This window comes from Sphingobacterium sp. N143 (genome assembly GCF_030325625.1).
Lineage (GTDB): Bacteria > Bacteroidota > Bacteroidia > Sphingobacteriales > Sphingobacteriaceae > Sphingobacterium.
This window is the reverse complement of sequence record NZ_JACAIS010000003.1, coordinates 274,840-297,982: the sequence shown is the minus strand read 5'-3', so window position 1 is coordinate 297,982 and position 23,143 is coordinate 274,840. Positions and strand designations below refer to the sequence as shown.

Here is a 23,143-nt window from a genome sequence, read left to right as displayed (position 1 = left end):
ATTCCTCAAGCCGTGATCGATGGAATGGTTCCAAAATTTGCCACTATTTTAAATAAGGGCTTGTAAATCCAAGTTTTTTCAGTCCTTGTTGAATTTCTGGTGCTTGCATGAATAGGTCCCAGATTTTACCAGTCCTGTAGTTTTCGATCATAACAACAATAGGTCCTTGATCGATCGCTAAATAGCGTTGAGGAAACCAGTTTGCGGTTTCGCTATAAGCATCATAATAACCATATTTCCCCCAGACCTTATCGCCTAACTGTTTGTTCAGGTAGTTTGCAAATTGAATGCTTTGCTTCGGAGTATAGGGCATTGAAGACAACGCTGCAGTGGGAGAAATAACACCTGGATCATTATCAGGATGATGGGCATTATATCCATCAATTGAATAACTTGCTGTCCAGCCCCAGCCTTTATTTGCGCCATACCCAATATATCCTTTCGGATTTTTATCCGCATAGGCTAAGTTTATCTTGACATGGTTGCTGGTCGCTTTCCAGTAATCAGCATATTGGTCTTTTAAGCCTTTGGGACTTAAGCCAAGGTACGAGTAATGTTCCCAGAAGAGCGGGCCGATTTCACCATCTTTGGCATTATGTTTCAGAATTAAGGGAATATCATATTTTGTAGCACTGCTTTTTATTCCGCCTGATCTGGCCCAGCCTTCGTGATATACACTCGGTGAGATGGCATGAGAAGGGGATGATGCTGCCAAAATGTAGGTAATCAGACATTCATCATAACCTTGAATAGGATGGTTTTGTTGAAAGTTAAATTTTGGACTCCAGTGCCAAAATAGTACATTTTGTCCGTTTGTATAATGATTCCAGTCGATTTCTTTCCAAAGCTTGTCTGCTTTTTGAGCCACAGCCCTAGCATTGTCGTTTTTGTCCTTCAAGTATTCCCTTACTGCAATCAAACCTTGTGCTAAGAATGCTGTTTCCACAATGTCGCCCCCATTGTCTTTTTCACTGAATGGTTTTGCTGTTCCCAGCTCTCCATCATACCAATGTGCCCAGGCACCGTGAAATCTTTCTATTTTGGCGAGGTAATCCATGATATGGTTTAGTTTCTGAATCCCCTGTTCTTGGCTGATAAACTCTCGTTCCATGGCTACAATCATGCTCATTAACCCAAAACCGCTTCCGCCTATGGTGATAACATTGCGGTCATTTTGTGGATAAACACCATCCATATGGATACGTTCACGTGCTAATCCAGATGTAGGTTCAGCACCATCCCAAAAGTATTGAAAGGTACGTTCTTGAATATTGGTCAATAAAGAGTCCTCATTTAATGTATGGCGGTTGACAGAATCGGTTTTGGCATGACTTTCAGTGTTTTTGTCGTTGCTTGTATTTTGGCATGAGCTACTGAAGAAGAGAGCCAAAGCAATACCAGTAAGGGCAGGATATGTGAATTGTGTTCTCATGGATAGTTTTGTTTAGAATCTTAGAAAATGTCCAAACGGCGCTGAGTCCGTTTGGACGGGGTTATAGTTTGTGTGTATTACCAACCTGGATTTTGAGGCATTTCTGGTGTTTGAATACGTTGATTTTCAGGAATTGGAAATAAGAACATTTTTTCCTGGAATGTTTTTCCGTCAGCAGCCATGGCAGCCTTAGCCTGTTTGGTACGCACCAAGTCAAACCAGCGGTCATGTTCAAAGGCAAGCTCAAGGCGACGTTCTTTCCAGATGAGCTGACGGAGCTGTGCCTGGTCAGTTACGGTAATGTTTGGTAATTTTACACGCGTACGGATGGCATTTAATGCATCCAATGCTTCATTACTGTTCCCTAGTTCATTTGCTGCCTCTGCGAGGATGAGGTAAATTTCACCCAGACGAAGGTAACGTACATTTTTATCCGTATCGCTTGCTCCGCCATTGGCAGAAGAATACGCTTTTTCGTTGTACATTGGATTTTCCACACCATTGTCAATAACGCGGCCATCATAGAGCGTTTCACCTCGGAAAATAATGGTGGCATCACGACGGATATTGTCCTTTTCAGCATTGAAAGCATCCAGTAAATTCTTACTTGGGATATTGAAGCCCCAGCCTAAATTGACGGCCCCTCCACGCGGAGCTTGTACCTGGCTATATTGCTGAATACCATGTGCGATAGAAGATCCCCGTGCTTGCCATTCAAACAGGGATTCACGGCCATTTTCTCCAGCCAAGCGCCAGATTGTTGCATAATCAGGTTCAAGACTATAATCACCGGACGTGATTACGGTTTTGGCCATATCAAATGCCTGCTGCCATTTACTTTGGTAGAGGTATACTTTTGCTAATAAACCCTGTGCTGCTCCTTTTGTAGCTCTACCCAGATCTTTTGCTGCATAGGCAGATTTTGTAGGAAGATGGTCAATAGCAAATTGTAAATCAGCTTCAATATAAGTATATACTTCTGATGCCGGTTCTCTTTTGATTAAATCACGTTCCTGAATAGGAATATCTCCCCAGCCCCGAACGAGGTAGAAGTAATTTAGTGCTCTTAAAAACCTAGCTTCACCAATTAACCTGTTTTTGTATGCATCATCAGTTAATCCAAACTTCTCTGTATAATCAATTGCTTGTGTTGCACGTCCGATAGATTTATACCAACGTATCCACATTGACTGAAATGATCCAGCTGTTGATGTATAAGTTAAGTTGTCAAGTAATAATTTATCACCACCAGCATCAGTAGCGGAACTTCCCTTATCCGCATTATCCGAAAGCATTTCTGTGACACCTAAAAAGGAAAACGCGTAATCCCAATCGGTAAACATACCATAGATACCATTGACAAACTGTTCAGGGGTATTTATCGTCTCACTATCTTCGGCTTCTACACGTTCTTTCGATGGAACATCGAGAAAACTATTGTCTTTGCAAGATTGCAGGGCAACCCCAGCACTCAGAAGGATTGCGATATATAGTTTGTTAATTTTCATTTTGATCAAAGTTTAGAGATTAAAATTGCATGTTGAGTCCAAAAAGGAAATTACGTGTAGTTGGATATGCTGACAGTTCAATTCCCGATGTCAGATTTGGACTTCCATCCCCTGCCAACTCTGGGGAGAAACCACTATAGTTGGTAAACATGAATGGGTTCTGAGCTGTTACATACAAACGTAATTTTGATTTTGAGCTATATAAATTATTAAAGGTGTACCCCAATGTAATGTTGTTGATACGGAAATAGCTTCCAGACTCTAAATAATAATTTGATGGCAAATATGATCTATCTGATCCTGGATGTGCATTTGTAGGATTTTCAGGGGTCCATCTGTTTTCAAAAGTCTCTAAATCAACATTTTGTCCAGCATTCATGCGGGCACTTCTTAATCCATTGTATACTTTATTCCCTGAGACACCATATCCTGATAAGTTAAAATCAATAGCTTTGTAATTAATTCCGATATTGATGCCGTAAGTAGATGTTGGTAAAAATGAACCGAAGAAAACACGGTCTCGCGTATCAATGATCCCATCTTCATTTTGGTCTTTAAATTTAAGGTATCCTGGTTTAGCAGGACCGTTCGAAGGGTAGTTTTGAACATCTTCTTCATCTTGGAATACGCCATTTGTTTCATACATCCACCAACCGTATATCGGTTGACCAACACGCAGCTGTTTCGTTAATTCACCATTGTTCAGGCTCCCTCCCTGATCTCCGTCATAAGCAGGTTTTACTTCCTTCACTGTATTTTTATTATAAGCATAATTTACACCGACTGTATAACTGAAGTCAGGTGAAATAGATTTGTTCCAGTTTAAGGCAACCTCGACACCTTGATTCAGAATTTTAGCACCATGATCATAGAATTTATCCTCATAGGGTGAGGTATAAGTTGGGGTTACCAATAAGATGGCATTCGTATTCATCTTATGGTAATAATCTATCGAACCTGAAAGGTTGTTGTTTAGAAATGCAAAATCTAATCCTGCTCCTGTTTCCTCTGTAACTTCCCAACTTAGGTTTTTCGCTGGTGTGCCATATGCACTTCCAAATACCATATTTTGTTCTGGCCCAAACACATAGTTATAATTTGAGCTTTCAGGGCTTTGTAAAATAGTTGACACATTTAATGGAATGTCTTGGTTCCCTAATTTACCCCAGTTTCCTCTGACTTTCAGTAAATTAATCCAATTTACGTCTTTCATAAAATCTTCATTGGTTACTGTCCAGCCCAGTCCGACTGATGGGAAGGTACCCCAATATTTTCCTGTATTGCGAAATACACTGGAACCGTCACGACGCAAAGTCGCCGTTAAATAGTATTTGCTATCATAGTTATATTGAATACGTCCAAAGTAAGATGCAAGTGCCCTAGGTGTATAATAGGTCTGTAAGGCAATACGATCGTAATCTGCACCTTGTGTATTATTTGCAAGATTGATATTCCAGTATTGTTCTTTATCAGGTACATCATAACCGGTCATACTGCTCATGCTATTAATATCATACTTTTCACGGGACATACCCAATACAGCTTCAATAGTATGTTTATCAAACGTTTTATTGAATGTTAAGAAGTTCTCCCATGACCAACGGAATTGTTCTAGATCAACATAGTTTAAGCTATTGTTTGCAAATTGAATATCTTCGGGAGATGCAGCTTTATTTTTTGCAAAATCAGCATCTGTTTTTTGTGGGTTTGCATTTAGCCAACGGTCCTTGATATTCGTGAATATTCGTTGTTTGGAATAAAATTTATTACCTCCGATGCGTGAGTTAATTTTCAGGTAATCAGTTATTTTAAATTCGCCTTCAAAGCTGCCTTGAAGACGGAGCGTATTTATTTTTTCGTTTTGACGTAGAACTTCATATAATGGGTTGCCTTCATCATTTAACTTAGCAATGACATCACCTGGCCCTCCAACTATACCTCCAATACCTGTATTTTGATTGTAATATCCTGTAGCATACCTACCGTTATCGTAACGCACGGGCATAATTGGTGCTTGTCGATAGGCAGTATTGAATGCCCCATATGGTTTTGGGGTAGCATTTGTTAATGTAAGATTCAGGTTTTGACTGAATTTAAGTCTGTTATTTAGAAATTTGTAAACATTGTTGTTGCGTATTGTATTACGCACATATTTTGAACCATCCAATATACCATTCTCAGTGAAATTGTTCGCAGATACAAAATAGTCGATTTTCTCAGAGCCACCAGAAATATTGACGGAATTATTAAAGACGGATCCTGTTTTCAATAATTCATCATACCAATCTGTATCATAAGTTTGTTGTGCTGCTAAGCGGAATGGATCGCCAGTTGAGGTCCAGTATTCATTTGCGTACTGCGCAAACTGAGAGGCGTTTGCCATTTTCACTTTATTGAGAACTGTTTTTAGCCCAGCATAGCTTTCATAATTAATGCTGACTGTTCCTGCTTTTCCTTTTTTTGTCGTTACAATGATGACACCGTTTGCCGCTCTCAAGCCATAGATGGATGCAGAAGAAGCATCTTTTAATACATCCATTGATTCAATGTCGGAAGGATTGATATTATTGATATCTGTTTGCGCAATTCCATCAACGATATACAATGGATTCCGTCCTCCTAAAGCAGTGCCTAGCCCCCTGATGATAACGTTTGGAGAAGAGCCTGGAGCCTCATTGGCCACAATGTTTAAACCCGCAGCTTTACCCTGGATGGACTGCATGGCTGACATCGCTGGTTGTTTTGTAATATCTACTGATTTTAATGAACTGATGGAGCCCGTGAGATCAGCTTTTTTTTGTGTACCATAACCAATTACGACAACTTCCTCCAAAGCTTGATTTTCATTCTCTAAGAAAACACTGAGTTGCGTTTGACTTCCAATGTATACTGTCTGCGAACGATAGCCAAGAAAATTGAAGACCAAAGAATCAGTAGGAGAGGCGTTGATCTGAAATTTTCCCGTTGCGTCGGTTTTTGTTGATGCTGGTTTCCCCTTGATACTAACTGTGACCCCAGGTATAGATGTCATACTGGAACCATCTTTGACCACTCCTTGTATAGAAGTTTGTCCATAGGCAACGGAGACCACCATGGATGTCAAAAATAATGCGGATAGATTCCTCATATCGTAAAGTTTTGTGTTTGTTTAAAATAATTCAGTTGGTTATTCCCTTCAGCAAATATGTTGATGTAGTGTAACTTTGCCAAAATTTAACATTTTCACATCACTACTACACTAAAAAGGAAGTTTCTCACTTAAATTCAATTTGTGACCTAAAATTTTGTTAATGAATTGTTTATTTCTTGATTTTACACCAAAAAACAAAGCCTTTAGTGTGATTGATACACTAAAGGCTTTGTGTGGTAATGATGTAGTCCAAGTAGCTGAAATTTAACGTTCCATTAGAAATTCGGAGAGGTTTTTATCTGTAGGAATACCCAATTTTTTGCGTAATCGATAGCGTCTGATTTCAACACCTCTAGTGCTGATGTTAAGGAGAGATGCGATCTCTTTACTCGACATATTGAGCCGCAAATAAGCACATAGTTTTAAATCATTAGGCACAAGATCGGGGAACTCCTGCTTCAGCTTTTTAAAGAAATTTTCATGCGATTCATTAAAGCTTCTTTCAAAAATGTGCCAATCGCGATCGTCATTATGTGCATCCTCAATGAGCTTATTTATTTTCTTCAATTCATCGGAGCTCAATTTATTACCATCTGCATCCTTGAGCTGCTTGAGCTCATCGTGAAGGTTGTTTAGCATCTCATTTTTATAAACGATATTGAGAGCCGCATTAGCCAATTCCTTATTCTTAAGCTGAAGTTGATCCTCTAATTGTTGATTCTTTAATTTAATCCATTCCTTCTCCTTTTGCTCCGTTTCTCTTTCCAGGGCGATTTTCTTTTCTTCCAGCCATTTTCGTTTTACCTGAAATTGTCTTTTTCGCTCCCTTTGAAGATTAATCCTATAAACGAAGTAAATAAAGAGTAAGGTTGCCAGCGCATAGAGAACTTTGGCAAACCAAGACAAATACCATGGATATTTGATCGTGAAAGATAAGGTTTGTATTTCGGACATCAATCCTGTACTGGTTTTTGCTCTTATTTTTATCTGGAAATCACCATATGGAAGATTGGTGAAATCTTGATAGGCAATTTCACTCCAATCGGACCATTTATCTGAATATCCTTCCAGGTAATATTGGTATTGCAGGGGCGAAGATGAATAATACGGGCTGGAAAAACTGATTCGAAGATTGTTGTCCGATGATGCCAGTCTGAGCTCGGCATTGGGTATGATTGTATGACCTGTGGTCAAGTTGGTCAGCTGGGCAATTTGTGGTGGAGGCAGTACATGTTTAAGATCCTGATCGGTATGTCTATAGATGGCAAAGCCGTCATCTAGACCGATCAGGTAATATTGATTTTCTATAGGTAGGATATTCTCATAGTTGCTCATCATCCGATCCTGTAATGGACTGAGTAGGTTAGAATCAATTTTCAGGTTACCTTTACTGTCAAAGTCTACTTTGGCAATTTTAGTCTTTTGAATAAACCAATAACTGTTGGTATTGATCGGTATAATTTTATTTGATTTTTTATAACTACCTAACTGAGTGTTTAATTCGTGGGCATAACTGAACTTCTTGACAATATTATCAAATTGCATAAAGCCACTGTCAGTGGCAAATACTAAGTTGTTTTCTAGGGTATAGATTCCCGTGAATCTTCTTTTTGATGCAAGACTGTCCTGTAAAGAAGAAGACTGAAGCCGAACCTGTTGAAAGCTTGGATCAAAGTCAATTAGTTGAACTTTGCCCCAATCCCCGATCCAAAAAGAATGACTGTCTTTTTGTGCCAGAAACCGGACCGGTTCTTTAATTGTTGGAAACTGTTGAATGAATCGTAAGTGAGTTCCATCAAAGATAAATTGAGACAAACCGGTATAATTTCCTTGAAGAATATTTCGTGTTCCAAAGATAGGTTTGAATATCCATCCGCCCGTGATCTGTGAAATTTTTTCGAGATTTCCATTGACTAATTTGAACGTGCCTTCGTTGTGTCCACATATTAATTCACCACCAAATATTGCTAAGGTCCAAACCTGGCCATTGGAATTTGGAATCTGAGAAAAATTTAACGAATTGTAATTATTTAAACCATTCCAGTCACTCACAAACAGTCCTTTATTGGTTCCTAGGTAAATTTTTCCTTGATATATAGTCGATGTATAAACGGTACCAATTTTACCCGCTAAGTCTGTGTAAAAAGATAATGGAGAATTGATTTCAATCCGATCAATTCCATTATCTAATCCAACCCAGATGTTTTGTTGTTTGTCTTTTGTAATACTGAGGACTGTGTTGTTTTGGAGTCCATTGTTCTTATTGATATGCTGGATTACTTCTCCTTTTTTATTGATGATAATGACACCATTTTGGATTGTTCCAAATGCATATTGCCCATCAAATAAATAAATTCCGTTATTGATTTGGGACTGCCTTAAGATTGAGGTTGCCGGCACAGGCCATGGGAAAATATCGCCCTTGACATCCATCTGATATAGCCCATCATGTGAAGTGGCGATCAGCGACCTGTTTTTGTCAAAAGGTAATATGGCCAATATATTTTTGCCCTTAAGGACCTCTTTTCCTTTGACAGGAATTAGTTTTCCTTGTTTGAATTCATGCAGCCCACTAGGCAGTTGCTCAAAAAACAATTGCTTATTGAACTGATGCGGGAAAAGAAAAGGTTCTCCATCGGCTGTAAGCGTTTTTATGGTATTGTTTTCCCAGATATATGATTTTGAGAAAGTATGAAAAAAAACACGATGATCTTCAACAATGATTTTCCATATTTCTTCATTTGGAAAATAAATCTTGTCTTTAACTAGATTTGAGAGACTATGATAGGTCATGTCTCCAAAGGCCTTTGTTGTCCAATAGCCAAACTCACCCTGTCCTCCGGTATAAACCTTTCCATCTTTACCGATAGCGACACTACGCACCGTGGAATGATTCGGTAACGGATGTATGCGCCAATATTGTCCATCAAAGCGTAAGAGTCCTTCTGTATTAGCGCTATAGATTCGTCCATCATGGTCAACGGCTAATGACCAGTTTTGATTTCCCGCTTTGTATTGATTCTTTTTGTACTGTTTTACAAAAGGTGTACCCGTAGGTATGATTGTCTGGCAATGGCCAGGGTACCCGTTGAATAATAAAATGGCACAAAAAAACCAAAAGATATAGACATAACTATATTTTTTTGATGTCATTGACTCACTCACTTCACATTGATTTGAATGGCAATATATCGATTTTATCGCAAATTCGATAATTTGCCAATAGGGAGACTACTGAAAGTAGCTTTTTTACCTGTCTTTTTTAATGAAATAGTCGAAATCGTTTGCGTATTTTTTAAGTTCATTTCATTGAAGACTGCTCGTTTTTTAATTACCTTGGAATTGAAATAACCAAATAAAACTGACAATGACTTAATCAATCTTTAAAATGGAATTGGGAGGATACGTATTGCTCAATACGTGAGCCTCCAATTAAAAACGTAAACCAAAAAACGCTAAACAAATTATAATTATGAAATCCAAGCTTTTCAGAAGAAGCCCATGTACATTTATTCCCTATGCCTCAATGGCGCTATTTTTGTCTCCGGGATTGTCCATGGCATTAAATCCTACGAAAAATGTGCATACAGCTATTCAACGTGTTATTCAGCAGGAAGTTGAGATGAAAGGAGTAGTTGTCAATCAAGATCATGCCTTTATTCAAGGGGTTTCTATCAGTGTAAAAGGAGCCAGTGGTCATAGTACGCAGACCAATGAAAAGGGAGAATTTACGCTAAAAGTACCTGTGAATGCCACTTTGATCTTTTCATCAATCGGTTATACAGGTCAGGAAATTAAGCTTACTGCGGGACAGCGGGTGATTCAAGTAACTTTACAATCCAATGAATCAGTCATGGATGAGGTTGTGGTAGTAGGGTATGGAACACAAAAAAAGAGTGATCTGACAGGTTCGGTATCTTCCATTAATGCGAATCAGATTAATGCTTTTCCTTTAGCTGGTACTGCTCAAGCACTTCAAGGAAGAGCCCCAGGTGTGTCAGTGACAAGTACCAATGGTGAACCAGGAAAAGCTCCACGTGTACGCGTAAGGGGAGGAACTTCAATTAATGCCAGTAGCGATCCACTGTATGTGGTGGATGGTTTTCCTGGTAGTTCAGCCCCAGCGCCGGAAGATGTAGAATCAATTGAAGTACTAAAAGATGCTTCAGCTACCGCGATTTACGGTTCCCGTGGGGCAAATGGGGTCATTATGATCACCACAAAAAAAGGACGCTCTGGTAAACCCGTTATTGAACTCAACAATTCTTTTGCTTCTCAAAAAGTAGGGAAACGCCTGAATCTTTTGAATGCATCTGAGTTTGCTTCTTATATCAATGATACCTATTTAAATGCCGGTAATACTAATTTGCCTTTTCCGGATCCTGAATCTTTGGGTGAGGGAACGGACTGGCAGGACCTAATTTTCAGGAATGGAAATCAGCTAAACAATCAGATTTCTATATCAGGAGGTAGTGACAATGTTAAATACTATACCTCAGTAAATCATTTTGGACAAAAAGGAACAGTGATTAATTCTGATTTTCGAAGACTCTCCGGAAATTCGAATTTAGAGATGAAGGTTTCTGACCGAATAAAGATAGGTACAAGGCTTATGTTCAACCGCAATAAATTGAACGGTGTCAGGACTCAAGAATCGAGCAGTGGAACTACAGGTGCTGGAGTAATCTCGGCGGCTTTACGTTTTGAACCAACTCAGGGAGTTTATGATGAAGAAGGCAACTATACCCTAAAACAATTTGGTGATCCACATGATAATCCAGTAGCCGTGGCAACGGAACGGGAGAATGAAGTCGTCACAGATCTGTTTCAAGGGAATGGTTTCGTCGAACTTGGTATTTTGAAAAACCTTATTTTTCGAAGTACTTTTGGGGTTCAGGTAAGTAATCAGCGCACAGGTAGTTACGTCTCCAAAGAGTTGGTGGAAGGGCGCAATTTTGGTGGTGTTGGATCTATAGCTGCTCATAAAAATACCAATTTTATCAACGAAAACTTTCTGACCTATACACAGACATTTCATGAAGATCATAATCTGAATGCTATGGCAGGATATTCTTACCAAAGTTCCAGAAATGAAATATGGCAGTCAAATAACCGTAATTTTATTTCGGATAGTTTTAGTTATTGGAACCTGGGTGCTGGATCCAATTATCAAAATGCTTCGTCAAACCTGGAAGATTGGATCATGTCTTCCTTTTATGGAAGATTAAATTATAATTATAAAAACCGTTACTTCATTACTGCGACTGGAAGATATGATGGTTCTTCAAAATTTGGCGAAAACAATAAATGGGCATTTTTTCCTTCAGGAGCATTGGCATGGAATGTTAGTCAAGAACCTTTTATGGAATCTTTAACGTGGCTCAGCAACTTGAAACTGCGGACGAGTTATGGTGAAACCGGAAATTCAGAAATTGGCTCTTACCAATCCTTGGCCAGATTTTCACCCACTCTGACTACAATGGATGGTAATCCGGTGAATGCCGTCCGACCTACTAACGTCGCCAATCCGAACCTGACCTGGGAAACCACCAAACAAACTGATGCCGGATTGGATATCGGTATATTAAAAAGCAGGATCAATCTTTCCATAGATTATTACTACAAAAAGACGATTAATCTCTTGTATCAGGTTCCATTGCCATTATATTCTGGCTTTACCACTGCTCTCCAAAATGTGGGTAGTGTACAAAATAAAGGCTGGGAGTTTGGTTTACAGACAACTAACCTTAATGGAGTTTTAAACTGGAAAACAGATTTCAATATCAGTTTCAACCGAAACAAGATCCTGCAGCTGCCGGGCGGAGAGATCCGGTATAATACAATCCCCGGACACATGCTTTCAACCGACTCTCAACTGCTTCGGGAAGGAGAGGTTCTTGGTGCCTTTTTTGGATGGGTGACTGATGGAATTTATCAGCAAGGGGATGATTTTAGTGCACAGCCCAATAAAAAGCCGGGCGATCTGCGTTATAAAGATTTATTCGGTCGTGATGCGAATAATCAATTGATTAGTGGTGCAGACGGTGTAGTCAATGCCGATGACCGAACCATCATTGGAAACCCTAATCCTGATTTTACGTTTGGATTCAATAATGACTTTAAGTACAAGAATTTTGACCTGAATATTTTTATGCAAGGAAGCTATGGTAACGATATGTTAAACATTACACGCATGGAATTGGACTGGATGGCTGGTAAAGGGAATGCAACAAAAGATGCGTTGCGACGCTGGACACCTACAAATACCCATACAGATGTTCCAAGAGCCAGTTCGGCCAATAATCCAGAAGTTTCTTCAAGGTGGGTTGAAGATGGTTCTTACTTACGTTTGAAGAATCTGGCTTTGGGTTACAATTTTTCAGCAGAATCTTTAGAGAAAATTCACCTTAAATATTTGCGCATATATGTTAGTGCACAAAACATATGGACATGGACAAATTATACTGGTTTTGATCCGGAGGTGAGCTATCAAGATTCGAATCGGAACATTGGCTTGGATTATATGGGGTATCCCAATATCAAGTCTTATACTGTTGGCTTAAATGTCAGGTTTTAACAATCCTGCATAAATGCCGCTAGAAACAAATAGATTATTATGAATAAAAATTCATCCGAATGAAAAAGAAAAACATATACCGAACCATACTTGCCATACTGGGCTTTACGAGTTTATTGTCGTGTACAAAATTAAACGAGGAGCCGGTAAGTATTTTAGATCCCAAGCAATATTTTAAAACAGAAGCTGACGCTGAGGCTTCTGTCATGGGAATTTACAGCCTGCTGGCCAATGTGGACTTCTATGGTAGAAGACTCACCATGGTCCTTCAATTATTGGGGGACGATTGTGATATCGCTGATATTGGCACACAATCGAGCCGTATCCAATTGAATAGTTTTACCCATGATGCTAGCAATCAGGATCTGCTGGCGGTTTGGAAAACGGCCTATCTTGGGATTGGTGCCGCAAATGCAGCAATTGATGGTATTCCGAGGGTCAGCATGAATGAAGAAAGGAAGCTAGCACTCTTGGGAGAAGCCCACTTATTAAGAGCCCTGTACTATTATCACCTCGTGCAATTATTTGGTGATATTCCATTTATGGATCATTTTGTAAGTGACCCCAGTGAGGTGCTTTCCGTTAGTAAAACCCCAGCAGCAAAAGTGTATGAGCACATTATCACGGACTGTGAGTATGCTATTGCCAACCTTCCAGATACTTACACCAATAATAATAAAGCCAGACCATCCAAAGGAGCTGCACAAACGCTATTATCGTCTGTCTATATGATCTTAAAACGTTGGGATAGTGCGGCCAAATTAGCTGAAACTGTAATCAATGACGCAAATAAATACCAATATGCACTGGTGAAAGATTACAATAGCCTTTGGAATGCGGATTTGGGATTTCAGGCCGAACATGTTTGGGTTGTTGATTTTCAGGGCGGAATCACTGGAGAGAATTCTTCCAATCAAGATTATACGGCTCCAATGACCGGAGTAAGGGATGCAGATATGCTCGGCTGGAGTGTCATTGTTCCTTCAAATGGTATGTACGGGAGTTTCTCAGATCAAGATTACCGAAAGAGGATTAGTTTTTTGACCGAGACACCTGTGAAAGGTGTAATGACACCTTATCAAAAATGGAAATGGCCCCGCATCCATACAGCCAAGTGGTGTTTGCATCCTGGTGCTAATGCAGGAGCAGATGGGTCAGATTCAGATATCAAACATGTTATTTTTCGTTATGCGGAGGTATTGCTTATGGCTGCCGAAGCATTGAATGAAAGTCAAGGCGGACCTACGGACAAGGCTTATCGTTATATTAATGCTGTTAGAGAAAGAGCAAGGTATACTCCGCAAGGTGTACAAAGTCAGCCCGCTGATTTACAGGCAGGAATGAGCCAGGCCGAATTTCGGAAAGCTGTACAGGAAGAACGTCGTGTTGAATTGGCGTTTGAGTGGAAAAGATGGTACGATATCAAACGCTGGGGGAAAGTGGTCGAATCATTTACCAAATCGGATGCTTATGAGAAGCAACCAAAGGTAAAGGAGTCCCACGCCTTGATGCCTATTCCGCAGGATGAGATTGCCCGCAATTCAAACTTGTTGCCTCAAAATCCTGGTTATTAATTCAATAGTTATTGCTAAAATATCAACCTATTGCAAGATAGGTTGATATTTTTGCCTGAGATCATATTGCAGAAGGAGCTATATTCTAATAGGAAAGTATCAAGTTGGCATGTCATTTTTTTTGTAATACGTTTAATGATGTTGTAAATCAGGAAAAAAGCCATTTTTTCCACCTCTTTGAACAAAAAATACCCGCTGAACAACCCGTTATTTTTGATCTTTGGTTTCATTTATTGAGTTAAATATACCAAGTAAACCAAAACAACTATGATAACACCGATTACCAAAACGGTAGGAAAGGGGTTGCTTTTATTTTCGTTGATGAGTACGTCTGTTCCACAGGTATTCGCACAATCACAACTGAAGATATCAGGAAAAGTAACCTCCCCAGCAGGCGAACCACTTGCGGGAGTTACAGTACAGATTAAAGGCGCAAAAAACGGAACCGTGACAGACGTAACTGGCCATTATCAAATTCTGGCAAAGGATATTGATGTGTTGATTTTTTCTTTGGTAGGTAGAGAAAAAGCAGAAATAGCGGTAGACAAGAAAGATCATATCAATTTAGTCCTTCAGGAGTCAAGTAGCCTGATGGATGAAGTGGTTGTTGTAGGATATGGAACGCAAAAGAAGAGTAACCTGACCGGCGCAGTAGCGGCAGTGGACGGAAAAGTACTTAATAAACGTATTGCAACCAATCCTACACAATTATTGCAGGGGCGAATGCCTGGACTTCGCGTAACACAAGGATCTGGCGAAGCAGGAAACGAAAATGTTAATTTACAGGTAAGGGGCTTAGGATCATATGGTGCATCCTCAGCACCGTTGGTCATTGTGGATGGAATTCCAGGAAGTCTGGAAAATCTGAATCCACAGGCTATCGAGAATATTACCGTATTGAAGGATGCTGCTTCTGCAGCTATTTATGGTGCCCGGGCGGCAAATGGTGTCATCCTTGTAACGACCAAACAGGGAAAAGCGGGGAAGACCCAGTTGAGTTACGATTATAATATAGGGATCACAAAAGCTTCCGCGTTGCCCGATTTGGTCTATAACTCGGTTGATTATATGACTTTGTATAATCAGGCCGCTAAAAATTCAGGAGTGACCAATCCTAATGCAGTTTTTAGTCAGGAAATGATTGATGCTTATAAAAATGCGACAGATAAGACGCTTTATCCCGATTTTAATTGGTTGGATGCTGTATTTAGAACTGTACCTGTACAGACTCATAACTTAAGTTTGAGTGGTGGTGCTGGTGGGACCAATTATAATGTGATCCTCGGTTATGTCGACCAGCCGGATATTATGATCGGAACTTCTTTTAAGAAATATAATTTACAGTTCAACTTGGGGTCCAAGATCAATGACCGGATAAGTTTCGGGTCAAGTATAACATTGAATTATGGTGACCGCAAATATCCTAGAAATGGCAGTGAAGACCAATTTCTGTCCACGATTAGCCAATCTCCGTTGTATGGGCCAGTGCTGCCAGATGGTACTGGACGCTATACATCCAGAGCTTATCCATTTCAATCACCTAATAAAAACCCCGTAGCTATCGCTGAGAATGCATTGACGCGGTTGAACAACTATTTTATGCAAGGCAACATCTTCATCAATGTTAAATTATTGGATGGTCTGGAGTGGAAGACAAGTGGAGGACTGACTTATGGATTTACAAAAAATTATACCAATAAACCGGTCATCAATCAGTATATGTGGTTAGCGAAGTCTGACGAATTACCGGCAAGACAATTGGATGTCGGCGGGCAGGGCTTAGAGGTGACGGATGATAATAATGTTTATCCTGTGGGGTATACCCAATTAACCTATGACAAGTCATTTGGAGATCATAACCTGAAAGTACTGGCAGGTACACAGGCAGAATATAATAAGACCCAAAAACTATTTGGAAGCAGGCTGCAATTTCCGAACAAGGATATACTCGAACTTGATGGTGGCGGTGCTGGGCAACAGTCGAATAGCGGTGTGACCAATGAATGGTCATTAAGATCATATTATGGCCGATTGAATTATGATTATAAGGGTAAATATCTGTTAGAAGGAAATGCACGATATGATGCTTCTTCACGTTTTCCTGAGAATCGTAAATGGGCTTTTTTCCCTTCACTATCGGGCGGATGGAAAGTGTCTGATGAAGCTTTTTTTGGCTCAAAATTAAAAGAAGTTGTAAATGAGCTGAAGCTTAGGGCGTCGATAGGTACTTTAGGGAACCAAAATATCGGTAATTATCCTTACCAGACGGTTTACAGTTCCGCATTTGCCTATCCGTTTGACGAAACACTGCAACAGGGCGCCCGTCAGGTCGCTATGGCGAATGAACGGATTAAATGGGAGAGTACTAAAGTGCTGGATTTTGGGGTTGATCTCGGATTTTGGAACAATAAGCTAACAGCTTCATTTGACTGGTATAATAAAGTGACTTCAGACATTTTGTCTGCCTCGACCGCATTTCCTTCTTATATAGGTCTGACTGCTCCAACAGTGAACTATGGTGAGTTACGAAATAGAGGTGTGGAACTCGGTCTTCAATACCGTGAGAAAATTGGGGAAGTGTCTCTGACGCTGAATGGGAATATCCAAGCGAACCGTAATAAAGTGATGAAGTATGGTGCCGAACGAATCTCAGGAAATACCATTATTCGGGAAGGTCTACCCTATGGTAGCTTTTATTTGCTCCAAAATACGGGTATTTTCAGGTCTCAAGAAGAGGTGGGAGCTGCTCCGGTACAACAGATTCCCGCACAACCAGGATATTTGAAATTTGCAGATATAAATGGAGATGGAATTGTAGATAATAATGATCGTACAGTTGTTGGGGGTGCATATCCAAATTTCGATTATTCTTTCAATGCAACGGCTGTTTGGAAAAACTTTGATTTCACTGCATTCTTCTTTGGGTCCCAAGGTCAAAAAATATTTGTAAGTGAATGGGGGATTGTACCTTTCAGACAGGGAGGTACTTTTACCAGCGATTGGATGAATGCCTGGACTCCAGAGAATCCAGATGCAAACCTTCCAATTGTTGGTCTGGACAATTCACCAGCAGCCAATAACGTAAGAAGTGCTTCAACATTTTTTTTAAAAGATGGTTCTTTTCTGCGGCTCAAAAATATTCAGCTCGGATATAGTTTGCCTCAAAGTACATTGTCAAGAACTGGCATTTCTGGTCTACGGGTTTATTTTGCTGCCGATAATTTGTTGACCTTCTCCAAATTCCCTGGTTTGGATCCCGAACGAGGGGTTTCATCTAGTGGAGGGGCAACATCGGGACGTTATGTAACTCATCCTCAGAATAAAGTTTTTGCTTTTGGCGCGAATATCACATTCTAATCATCTTGTTATGAAAAATAAAATCAAAAAAACATATATATATATTAGTTTGGCTGCCCTGACGATGTCGGGCAGTTGTACTCAGGATTTTTTAGATAAAAATCCAACGGACAAAATCCCAGAGTCTACTTTTTGGAAAACGCAAGCCGATGCGGATTTAGCCTTGTCTGGATGTTACGAATTTTTATGCCGTGGATACAATGCCACTTCTTCATCTGCTGCACGTGGTGGCTGGGGTGGGGCGAGCATGTTTTGGGATGGTCTTTCCGATGATGCCTTTGTTTCTAGTACGTCGAATAATTTTAATGTTATTTCCAGGTCTGGTATTTCTTCGACAACTGGTGGAATGCAAGCTGAAGGCTATGAGATTTCATATCAGGCCATAGCAGCATGTAATAAATTGATTGCCAATATTGACCAGGTGACGAGCATGAATGAACAGGATCGCGCTAAATATAAAGCTGAAGCAAGGCTCATTCGGGCACATTATTATTTTTTGCTGACCAATCTCTATGGAGATGTTCCCTTGACTCTAGCACCTTTGGGCATGGATGATGCCAGTGCACGTTTGGGCCGAACTCCTAAAAACGAAGTCATGGCAGCAATTTTAACAGATCTTGATTATGCAAGCGAAAATTTACCGAATACACCTTATAAAGGACATGCCGTTCGAGGAACAGCACTTGGCTATAAAGCAAAAGTTCTTCTGACGATGAAAAAATGGACAGAAGCGGCTGCTACAGCAAAAAAAGTGATCGACGAAAATCAATTCGCTATTTATCAAGGTGGTTATCGGGACTTGTTTCGAAAACCCGGACAGAATAATAACCCAGAAATCATGTTTTCAGCCCGATTTCTACCACCTAATATGTACAGCCCTGCAGATATGATGTATTCCTATCTGAAGACAGTACAGCCATTAAATTATCTAGTAGATTCCTATTATTGTGTCGATGGTAAGGATATTAACAGTTCTGCTAAATATGATGTTGAAAATCCGTATGAAAATCGAGATCCTCGATTAAAATCAACGATTATGTACCGTGGTGTATGGCGCGGAACGACCTCTTCTTCGGCATTTGATCCAGTCGCAGAAGGAGTATTGGGCGGATTTCTGCCCAGAAAATATATCAATGAAGCCAAATGGCCCACTAGTTATGCTACACAGAGTGATCAAGACTGGGTATTCTTGCGTTATGCTGATGTTTTACTGATGTATGCTGAGGCAAAAAATGAGAGCTCTGGTCCTGATCAAACAGCTGTAGATGCTTTGAATAAAGTGCGCTCCAGGGCAGATGTCAACATGCCCTTATTGCAGTTTGGTACCACATTGACGAAAGACGGTTTTCGCGATATCATCCGCCATGAGAGGCGTGTGGAACTGGCACTGGAAGGACAACGTTATTTCGACCTAAAACGCTGGGGAATTATTAAAGAAGTAATGGATAAAATCAAGGACCCAGATGGTGCTTCCCGCTTGTTCATGGCACGTGACACCTTATGGCCTGTGCCTCAGTCGGAGGTTGACATTGCTAAAAGCCTGGGCAATGATAATTTTAAACAAACACCTGGTTTTTAATCTATAATTAGGTATGCTATGAATACGCTAAATAATTTATGTAAAGTTATATTATCGATGCTTTTACTCATCGGAACCTGCAATAAACCGCTTGTTGCACAGGAAAATAAATTGCCAGACAGCTTGAGAATGAAATGGTGGGAGGAAGCCAGGTTTGGGATGTTTATTCATTGGGGGGTGTACGCCCAATTTGGAGGTGTCTACCAGGGGCATGAGCAGGTGCGTGGTGGTGCCGAATGGATTATGAATCGTTCAAAAATCCCGGTTGATGAATATCAAGCTATGGCTGGCCAATTTAACCCTACACAGTATAATCCTGATGAATGGGTTCGAATGGCAAAAGAAGCTGGGATGAAATATTTAATTATTACTGCTAAGCATCATGATGGGTTTGCGCTTTTTGAAACAAAAGCCAGTAAATGGAATATTGTCGATGCTACCCCATATGGCAGAGATGTGCTAAAACCCTTGGCGGCCGCATGTAAAAAATATGGAATCAAACTGGGGTTCTATTATTCACAGGCACAAGACTGGAATAATCCGGGCGGATCAGCAGCGCGTAAATTAATGCGTGAGGGGTGGGCTAATCCTGATTCTGCCAGAATTGATGCTTATACGCTGGCACATAAAGGACATTGGGATCCAAAACAAGAGACTGCAAGCTTCGATGATTATATGAGGAACGTTTCAGTCCCTCAGGTCAAAGAATTGTTGAGTAACTATGGTGACATCGCCGTTTTATGGTGGGATACTCCAACAAATATGACAGATGAAGCAGCGAACATGTTGCAACAGCAACTGGAGTTACAACCTAATATCATTACCAATGATCGCCTGAAGAGGCCAAATTTTCCTGGAGATACAAAGACACCAGAGCAAAAAATTCCGGACTGGTCTGAGCTGGAAGGAAAGCACTGGGAAACGTGTATGACGATGAATGGCACATGGGGCTATCGTACTTCGGATCATAAATGGAAATCTGCTGAAACGCTGATCCGCAATTTGGTGGATATTGCCTCTAAGGGAGGTAATTATTTACTGAATGTAGGCCCCAAGCCTGATGGCACATTTCCACAGGAAAGTATCGAAAGACTGGCAACAATAGGCCAGTGGATGAAAGTAAACCATGAAGCTATTTATGCGACCAAAAGTAGCCCTTTGCAACCTTTTGACTGGGGACGATGCACGATGAAAGAACATGGCGAAAATACCAGCCTCTACCTAACAGTATTTGACTGGCCACAAAATGGGGTGATTACACTTCCGTTAAAACATCAGGTTTTAAAAGCAAGCTTCTTGGCAAATGGTCAGAAAATTAGAACGGAAAATCAATCTGGGCAGATCAGGCTTCAGGTACCTAAGCAAGCTATTGATAAGGTGGCCACAGTCATTAAGATTGAAGTCGCTGGTAAATTGATCCAGGAGAAAACATCAGTCGCCAAAAAAATGAAAACCGGTGCCTTAGATGAGTAATCTTGATCGAAAAAGGATACTACACTTACAAATTATAGAATGAAGAAAAAGGAACTGTATAAAATATTTGCATTATTAGCCGGATTTGGTGTCTATCAGCTACATGCACAGGAATCAAAACGAATAGACCAAGAATGGGATTTTCTGAAAAGTGATCTTGGGGGGATCTGGGAGGCTGTTCGACCTGTAAGTGCTGGAAATCCCGAATCTGTTCCTCTTTGGGAAACGATAAATTTACCACATTGTTTTAATGCCTTTGACGCGGTGGATCCAGATGTCAATTATTATCAGGGGCCAGGTTGGTATCGAAAAGTATTAACCATAGAAAATCCCTATACGGATGGGCGAACCTTACTCCATTTTGAAGGAGTGGGACAAAAATCAACTGTATATATTCATACGACCCAAGTCGGAGAACATATTGGTGGGTACGATGAGTGGACAGTAGATATTACTGATGCTGTGGCGGAGTTCAAAAAGACAGAAGCCTTCAAGGTACAGTTTAAAGGGAAGGTACCTCTTTCGATACGAGTAGATAATTCACGCGATTTAGAAATGATCCCTTCGGATCTGTCTGACTTCAACTTATATGGCGGTATATATAGACATCTGAATCTCAACTATGTTCCTCAGACCGCATTGGAGAAAGTGTTTGTTTCTGCAACTGTTGATGCTGAGGGGAAAGCGGGGACTTTGGATATTCAGGGGCGATTGCTGCCCTTAGCTAACAGACCAGATTTTGAAGTAGAGACCCAGCTTTACGATCCCAATGGGAACAGCGTGCAGCTCGGGCAGTTTGAAGTACAAAAAAATGAGTCTGGATTTGAGCTCAAAAAATTGAGCATCAAAAGACCACAATTATGGAGTCCTGATCATCCGGCTTTATATCGTTTGGTTACTGTGGTCAAGAGCAAAGGGCAGACCTTTACTGAGGAAAGTACCTTTGGCTTTAGGCATGTGGAATTTAAAGAAAAAGGACCCTTTTACTTAAATGGTAAACGGCTTTTATTGCGTGGAACACATCGGCATGAGGATCATGCCGGAGTGGGAGCTGCAATGAGTGATGAGCAGATTCTTCAGGAGATGACGATGATGAAAGAAATGGGGGTGAACTTTATCCGCCTGGGCCATTATCAACAAAGTCGTAAAGTCCTTGAAGCCTGTGACAGCTTGGGTATTCTGGTCTGGGAGGAAATACCGTGGTGCCGGGGAGGATTGGGAGGAGATAGCTATCAAAAGCAAGGTCGGCGTATGTTGACCAATATGATAGAACAACATTATAATCATCCTTCGATTATTATTTGGGGCATGGGAAATGAAAATGATTGGCCCGGCGATTTTCCTGAATTTGATAAAGAAAAGATCAGAGCATTTATGCGTGAATTAAATTCACTTTCCCATCAATTGGACCCGGGTAGGAAAACGGCGATACGACGCTGTGATTTCTGTAAGGATATCGTCGATGTCTATTCGCCTTCAATCTGGGCCGGTTGGTACCGAGGAATTTATACAGATTATAAAGCCGCTTCGGAAGAAGAGATGAAAAAGGTAAAACATTTTCTTCATGTAGAATGGGGAGGAGATAGCCATGCCCGGCGTCATGCCGAAGATCCAGACCGTGCATTAGCAAAAATCAAAGGTGATGGTACGACAGATGAAAGAGCTGGCGATGCTTCTCTTATTGGAGGAGCTGCCAGGGTCTCTAAAGATGGTGACTGGAGTGAAAGTTATATCTGCAATTTGATCGACTGGCATTTGAAGGAGCAGGAAACCATGCCCTGGCTTACTGGAACAGCCTATTGGCCTTTTAAAGATTTTTCGACACCCGTCAGACCTGATAATCCTGTGCCTTATGTAAATCAAAAGGGGGTTGTGGAACGTGATTTTACCAAAAAGGAATCTTATTATGTTTTTCAGTCCTATTGGACTGAAAAACCAATGGTACATATCTACGGACATAGCTGGCCAATACGTTGGGGACAAAAAGATGAGTCTAAAATGATCAAGGTATATTCTAACGCAAAAGAAGTCGAACTGTTTGTCAACGGTGAAAGCCAAGGAATAAAGAAAAGAAAGAGCCAGGACTTTCCTGCTGCGGGGTTGCGCTGGATGGTGAAACTAAAAGAAGGTAATAACCAGATCCGGGCGGTTGTCAAAAATGATAAAGAAACCATCGTAGATCAGATTGAACAGGTGTACCAGACACAGCAGTGGGGCAGGCCCCAAAAGATATTGGTAAAGAAAGTCGCTCAGGATGGTGATTTGATAACGGTGGAGGCCCAGATTGTAGATGCTAAAGGCATCCCATGTCTTGATGCCAAAAATTGGATCTATTTTGATACTGTTGGCGATGGTGAATTGATTGTTAATCAAGGGACTTCGATGGGATCTAAAAAAGTACAGGCCTATAACGGTCGTGCTCGGATACAATTACGTTTATCCGAAGGACAAATTGTGGTAGCCAGCCGGATCGATGGATTAAAAAATGCATTATTGAAAATTGAAAGATAGTG

Annotated in this window: 10 protein-coding genes; 6 read left to right on the top strand and 4 right to left on the bottom strand. The window is 40.5% G+C overall.

The genetic code is table 11. The features are described from left to right. Positions 1–43 precede the first annotated feature (43 nt). The 4 genes from HX021_RS07485 to HX021_RS07470 all read right to left on the bottom strand — a co-directional run bounded on the left by HX021_RS07485 (position 44) and on the right by HX021_RS07470 (position 9,235). A complete protein-coding gene (locus HX021_RS07485; protein ID WP_286589527.1) occupies positions 44–1,432 on the bottom strand; it encodes a glucoamylase family protein in 1,389 nt (462 codons plus the stop codon). Positions 1,433–1,509: 77 nt separating this feature from the next. After that, positions 1,510–2,940, bottom strand: coding sequence for a RagB/SusD family nutrient uptake outer membrane protein (locus HX021_RS07480; protein WP_286589526.1), 1,431 nt, complete (start codon positions 2,938–2,940; stop codon positions 1,510–1,512). A gap of 19 nt (positions 2,941–2,959) precedes the next feature. Then, positions 2,960–6,067: a SusC/RagA family TonB-linked outer membrane protein gene (locus tag HX021_RS07475; RefSeq protein ID WP_286589525.1), complete on the bottom strand. Its 3,108-nt coding sequence runs from the start codon at positions 6,065–6,067 to the stop codon at positions 2,960–2,962. Positions 6,068–6,334: 267 nt separating this feature from the next. Beyond that, positions 6,335–9,235 carry a triple tyrosine motif-containing protein gene (locus tag HX021_RS07470; RefSeq protein WP_286589524.1) on the bottom strand — a complete coding sequence of 967 codons (2,901 nt, stop codon included), beginning with the start codon at positions 9,233–9,235 and terminating at the stop codon, positions 6,335–6,337. A 307-nt stretch (positions 9,236–9,542) separates the two neighbouring features. Here HX021_RS07470 and HX021_RS07465 point away from each other — a divergent pair, with 307 nt between their 5' ends. From HX021_RS07465 to HX021_RS07440, 6 genes are all read left to right on the top strand, one after another. After that, positions 9,543–12,647 (top strand): SusC/RagA family TonB-linked outer membrane protein, encoded by a 3,105-nt coding sequence (locus HX021_RS07465; RefSeq protein ID WP_286589523.1) that lies wholly within the window; start codon positions 9,543–9,545, stop codon positions 12,645–12,647. Positions 12,648–12,706: 59 nt separating this feature from the next. Continuing rightward, a complete protein-coding gene (locus tag HX021_RS07460; protein WP_286589522.1) occupies positions 12,707–14,221 on the top strand; it encodes a RagB/SusD family nutrient uptake outer membrane protein in 1,515 nt (504 codons plus the stop codon). A gap of 267 nt (positions 14,222–14,488) precedes the next feature. After that, the gene (locus HX021_RS07455) at positions 14,489–17,578 is read left to right on the top strand and encodes a SusC/RagA family TonB-linked outer membrane protein (protein WP_286589521.1); all 3,090 of its coding nucleotides are present in this window, start codon (positions 14,489–14,491) and stop codon (positions 17,576–17,578) included. Positions 17,579–17,588: 10 nt separating this feature from the next. Next, positions 17,589–19,157 carry a RagB/SusD family nutrient uptake outer membrane protein gene (locus HX021_RS07450; RefSeq protein ID WP_286589520.1) on the top strand — a complete coding sequence of 523 codons (1,569 nt, stop codon included), beginning with the start codon at positions 17,589–17,591 and terminating at the stop codon, positions 19,155–19,157. 57 nt (positions 19,158–19,214) lie between these two features. Next, positions 19,215–20,630 carry an alpha-L-fucosidase gene (locus tag HX021_RS07445; protein WP_286589519.1) on the top strand — a complete coding sequence of 472 codons (1,416 nt, stop codon included), beginning with the start codon at positions 19,215–19,217 and terminating at the stop codon, positions 20,628–20,630. 39 nt (positions 20,631–20,669) lie between these two features. Then, complete coding sequence (locus HX021_RS07440; RefSeq protein WP_286589518.1) at positions 20,670–23,141, top strand: glycoside hydrolase family 2 TIM barrel-domain containing protein; 2,472 nt, start codon at positions 20,670–20,672, stop codon at positions 23,139–23,141. Positions 23,142–23,143: the final 2 nt, after the last annotated feature.

Coding starts and splice junctions, on each gene's coding strand:
- HX021_RS07455 (WP_286589521.1), top strand. CDS start 14,489: ATGATAACACCGATTACCAAAACGGTAGGAAAGGGGTTGCTTTTATTT.
- HX021_RS07445 (WP_286589519.1), top strand. CDS start 19,215: ATGCTTTTACTCATCGGAACCTGCAATAAACCGCTTGTTGCACAGGAA.
- HX021_RS07480 (WP_286589526.1), bottom strand. CDS start 2,940: ATGAAAATTAACAAACTATATATCGCAATCCTTCTGAGTGCTGGGGTT.
- HX021_RS07485 (WP_286589527.1), bottom strand. CDS start 1,432: ATGAGAACACAATTCACATATCCTGCCCTTACTGGTATTGCTTTGGCT.
- HX021_RS07440 (WP_286589518.1), top strand. CDS start 20,670: ATGAAGAAAAAGGAACTGTATAAAATATTTGCATTATTAGCCGGATTT.
- HX021_RS07450 (WP_286589520.1), top strand. CDS start 17,589: ATGAAAAATAAAATCAAAAAAACATATATATATATTAGTTTGGCTGCC.
- HX021_RS07475 (WP_286589525.1), bottom strand. CDS start 6,067: ATGAGGAATCTATCCGCATTATTTTTGACATCCATGGTGGTCTCCGTT.
- HX021_RS07465 (WP_286589523.1), top strand. CDS start 9,543: ATGAAATCCAAGCTTTTCAGAAGAAGCCCATGTACATTTATTCCCTAT.
- HX021_RS07460 (WP_286589522.1), top strand. CDS start 12,707: ATGAAAAAGAAAAACATATACCGAACCATACTTGCCATACTGGGCTTT.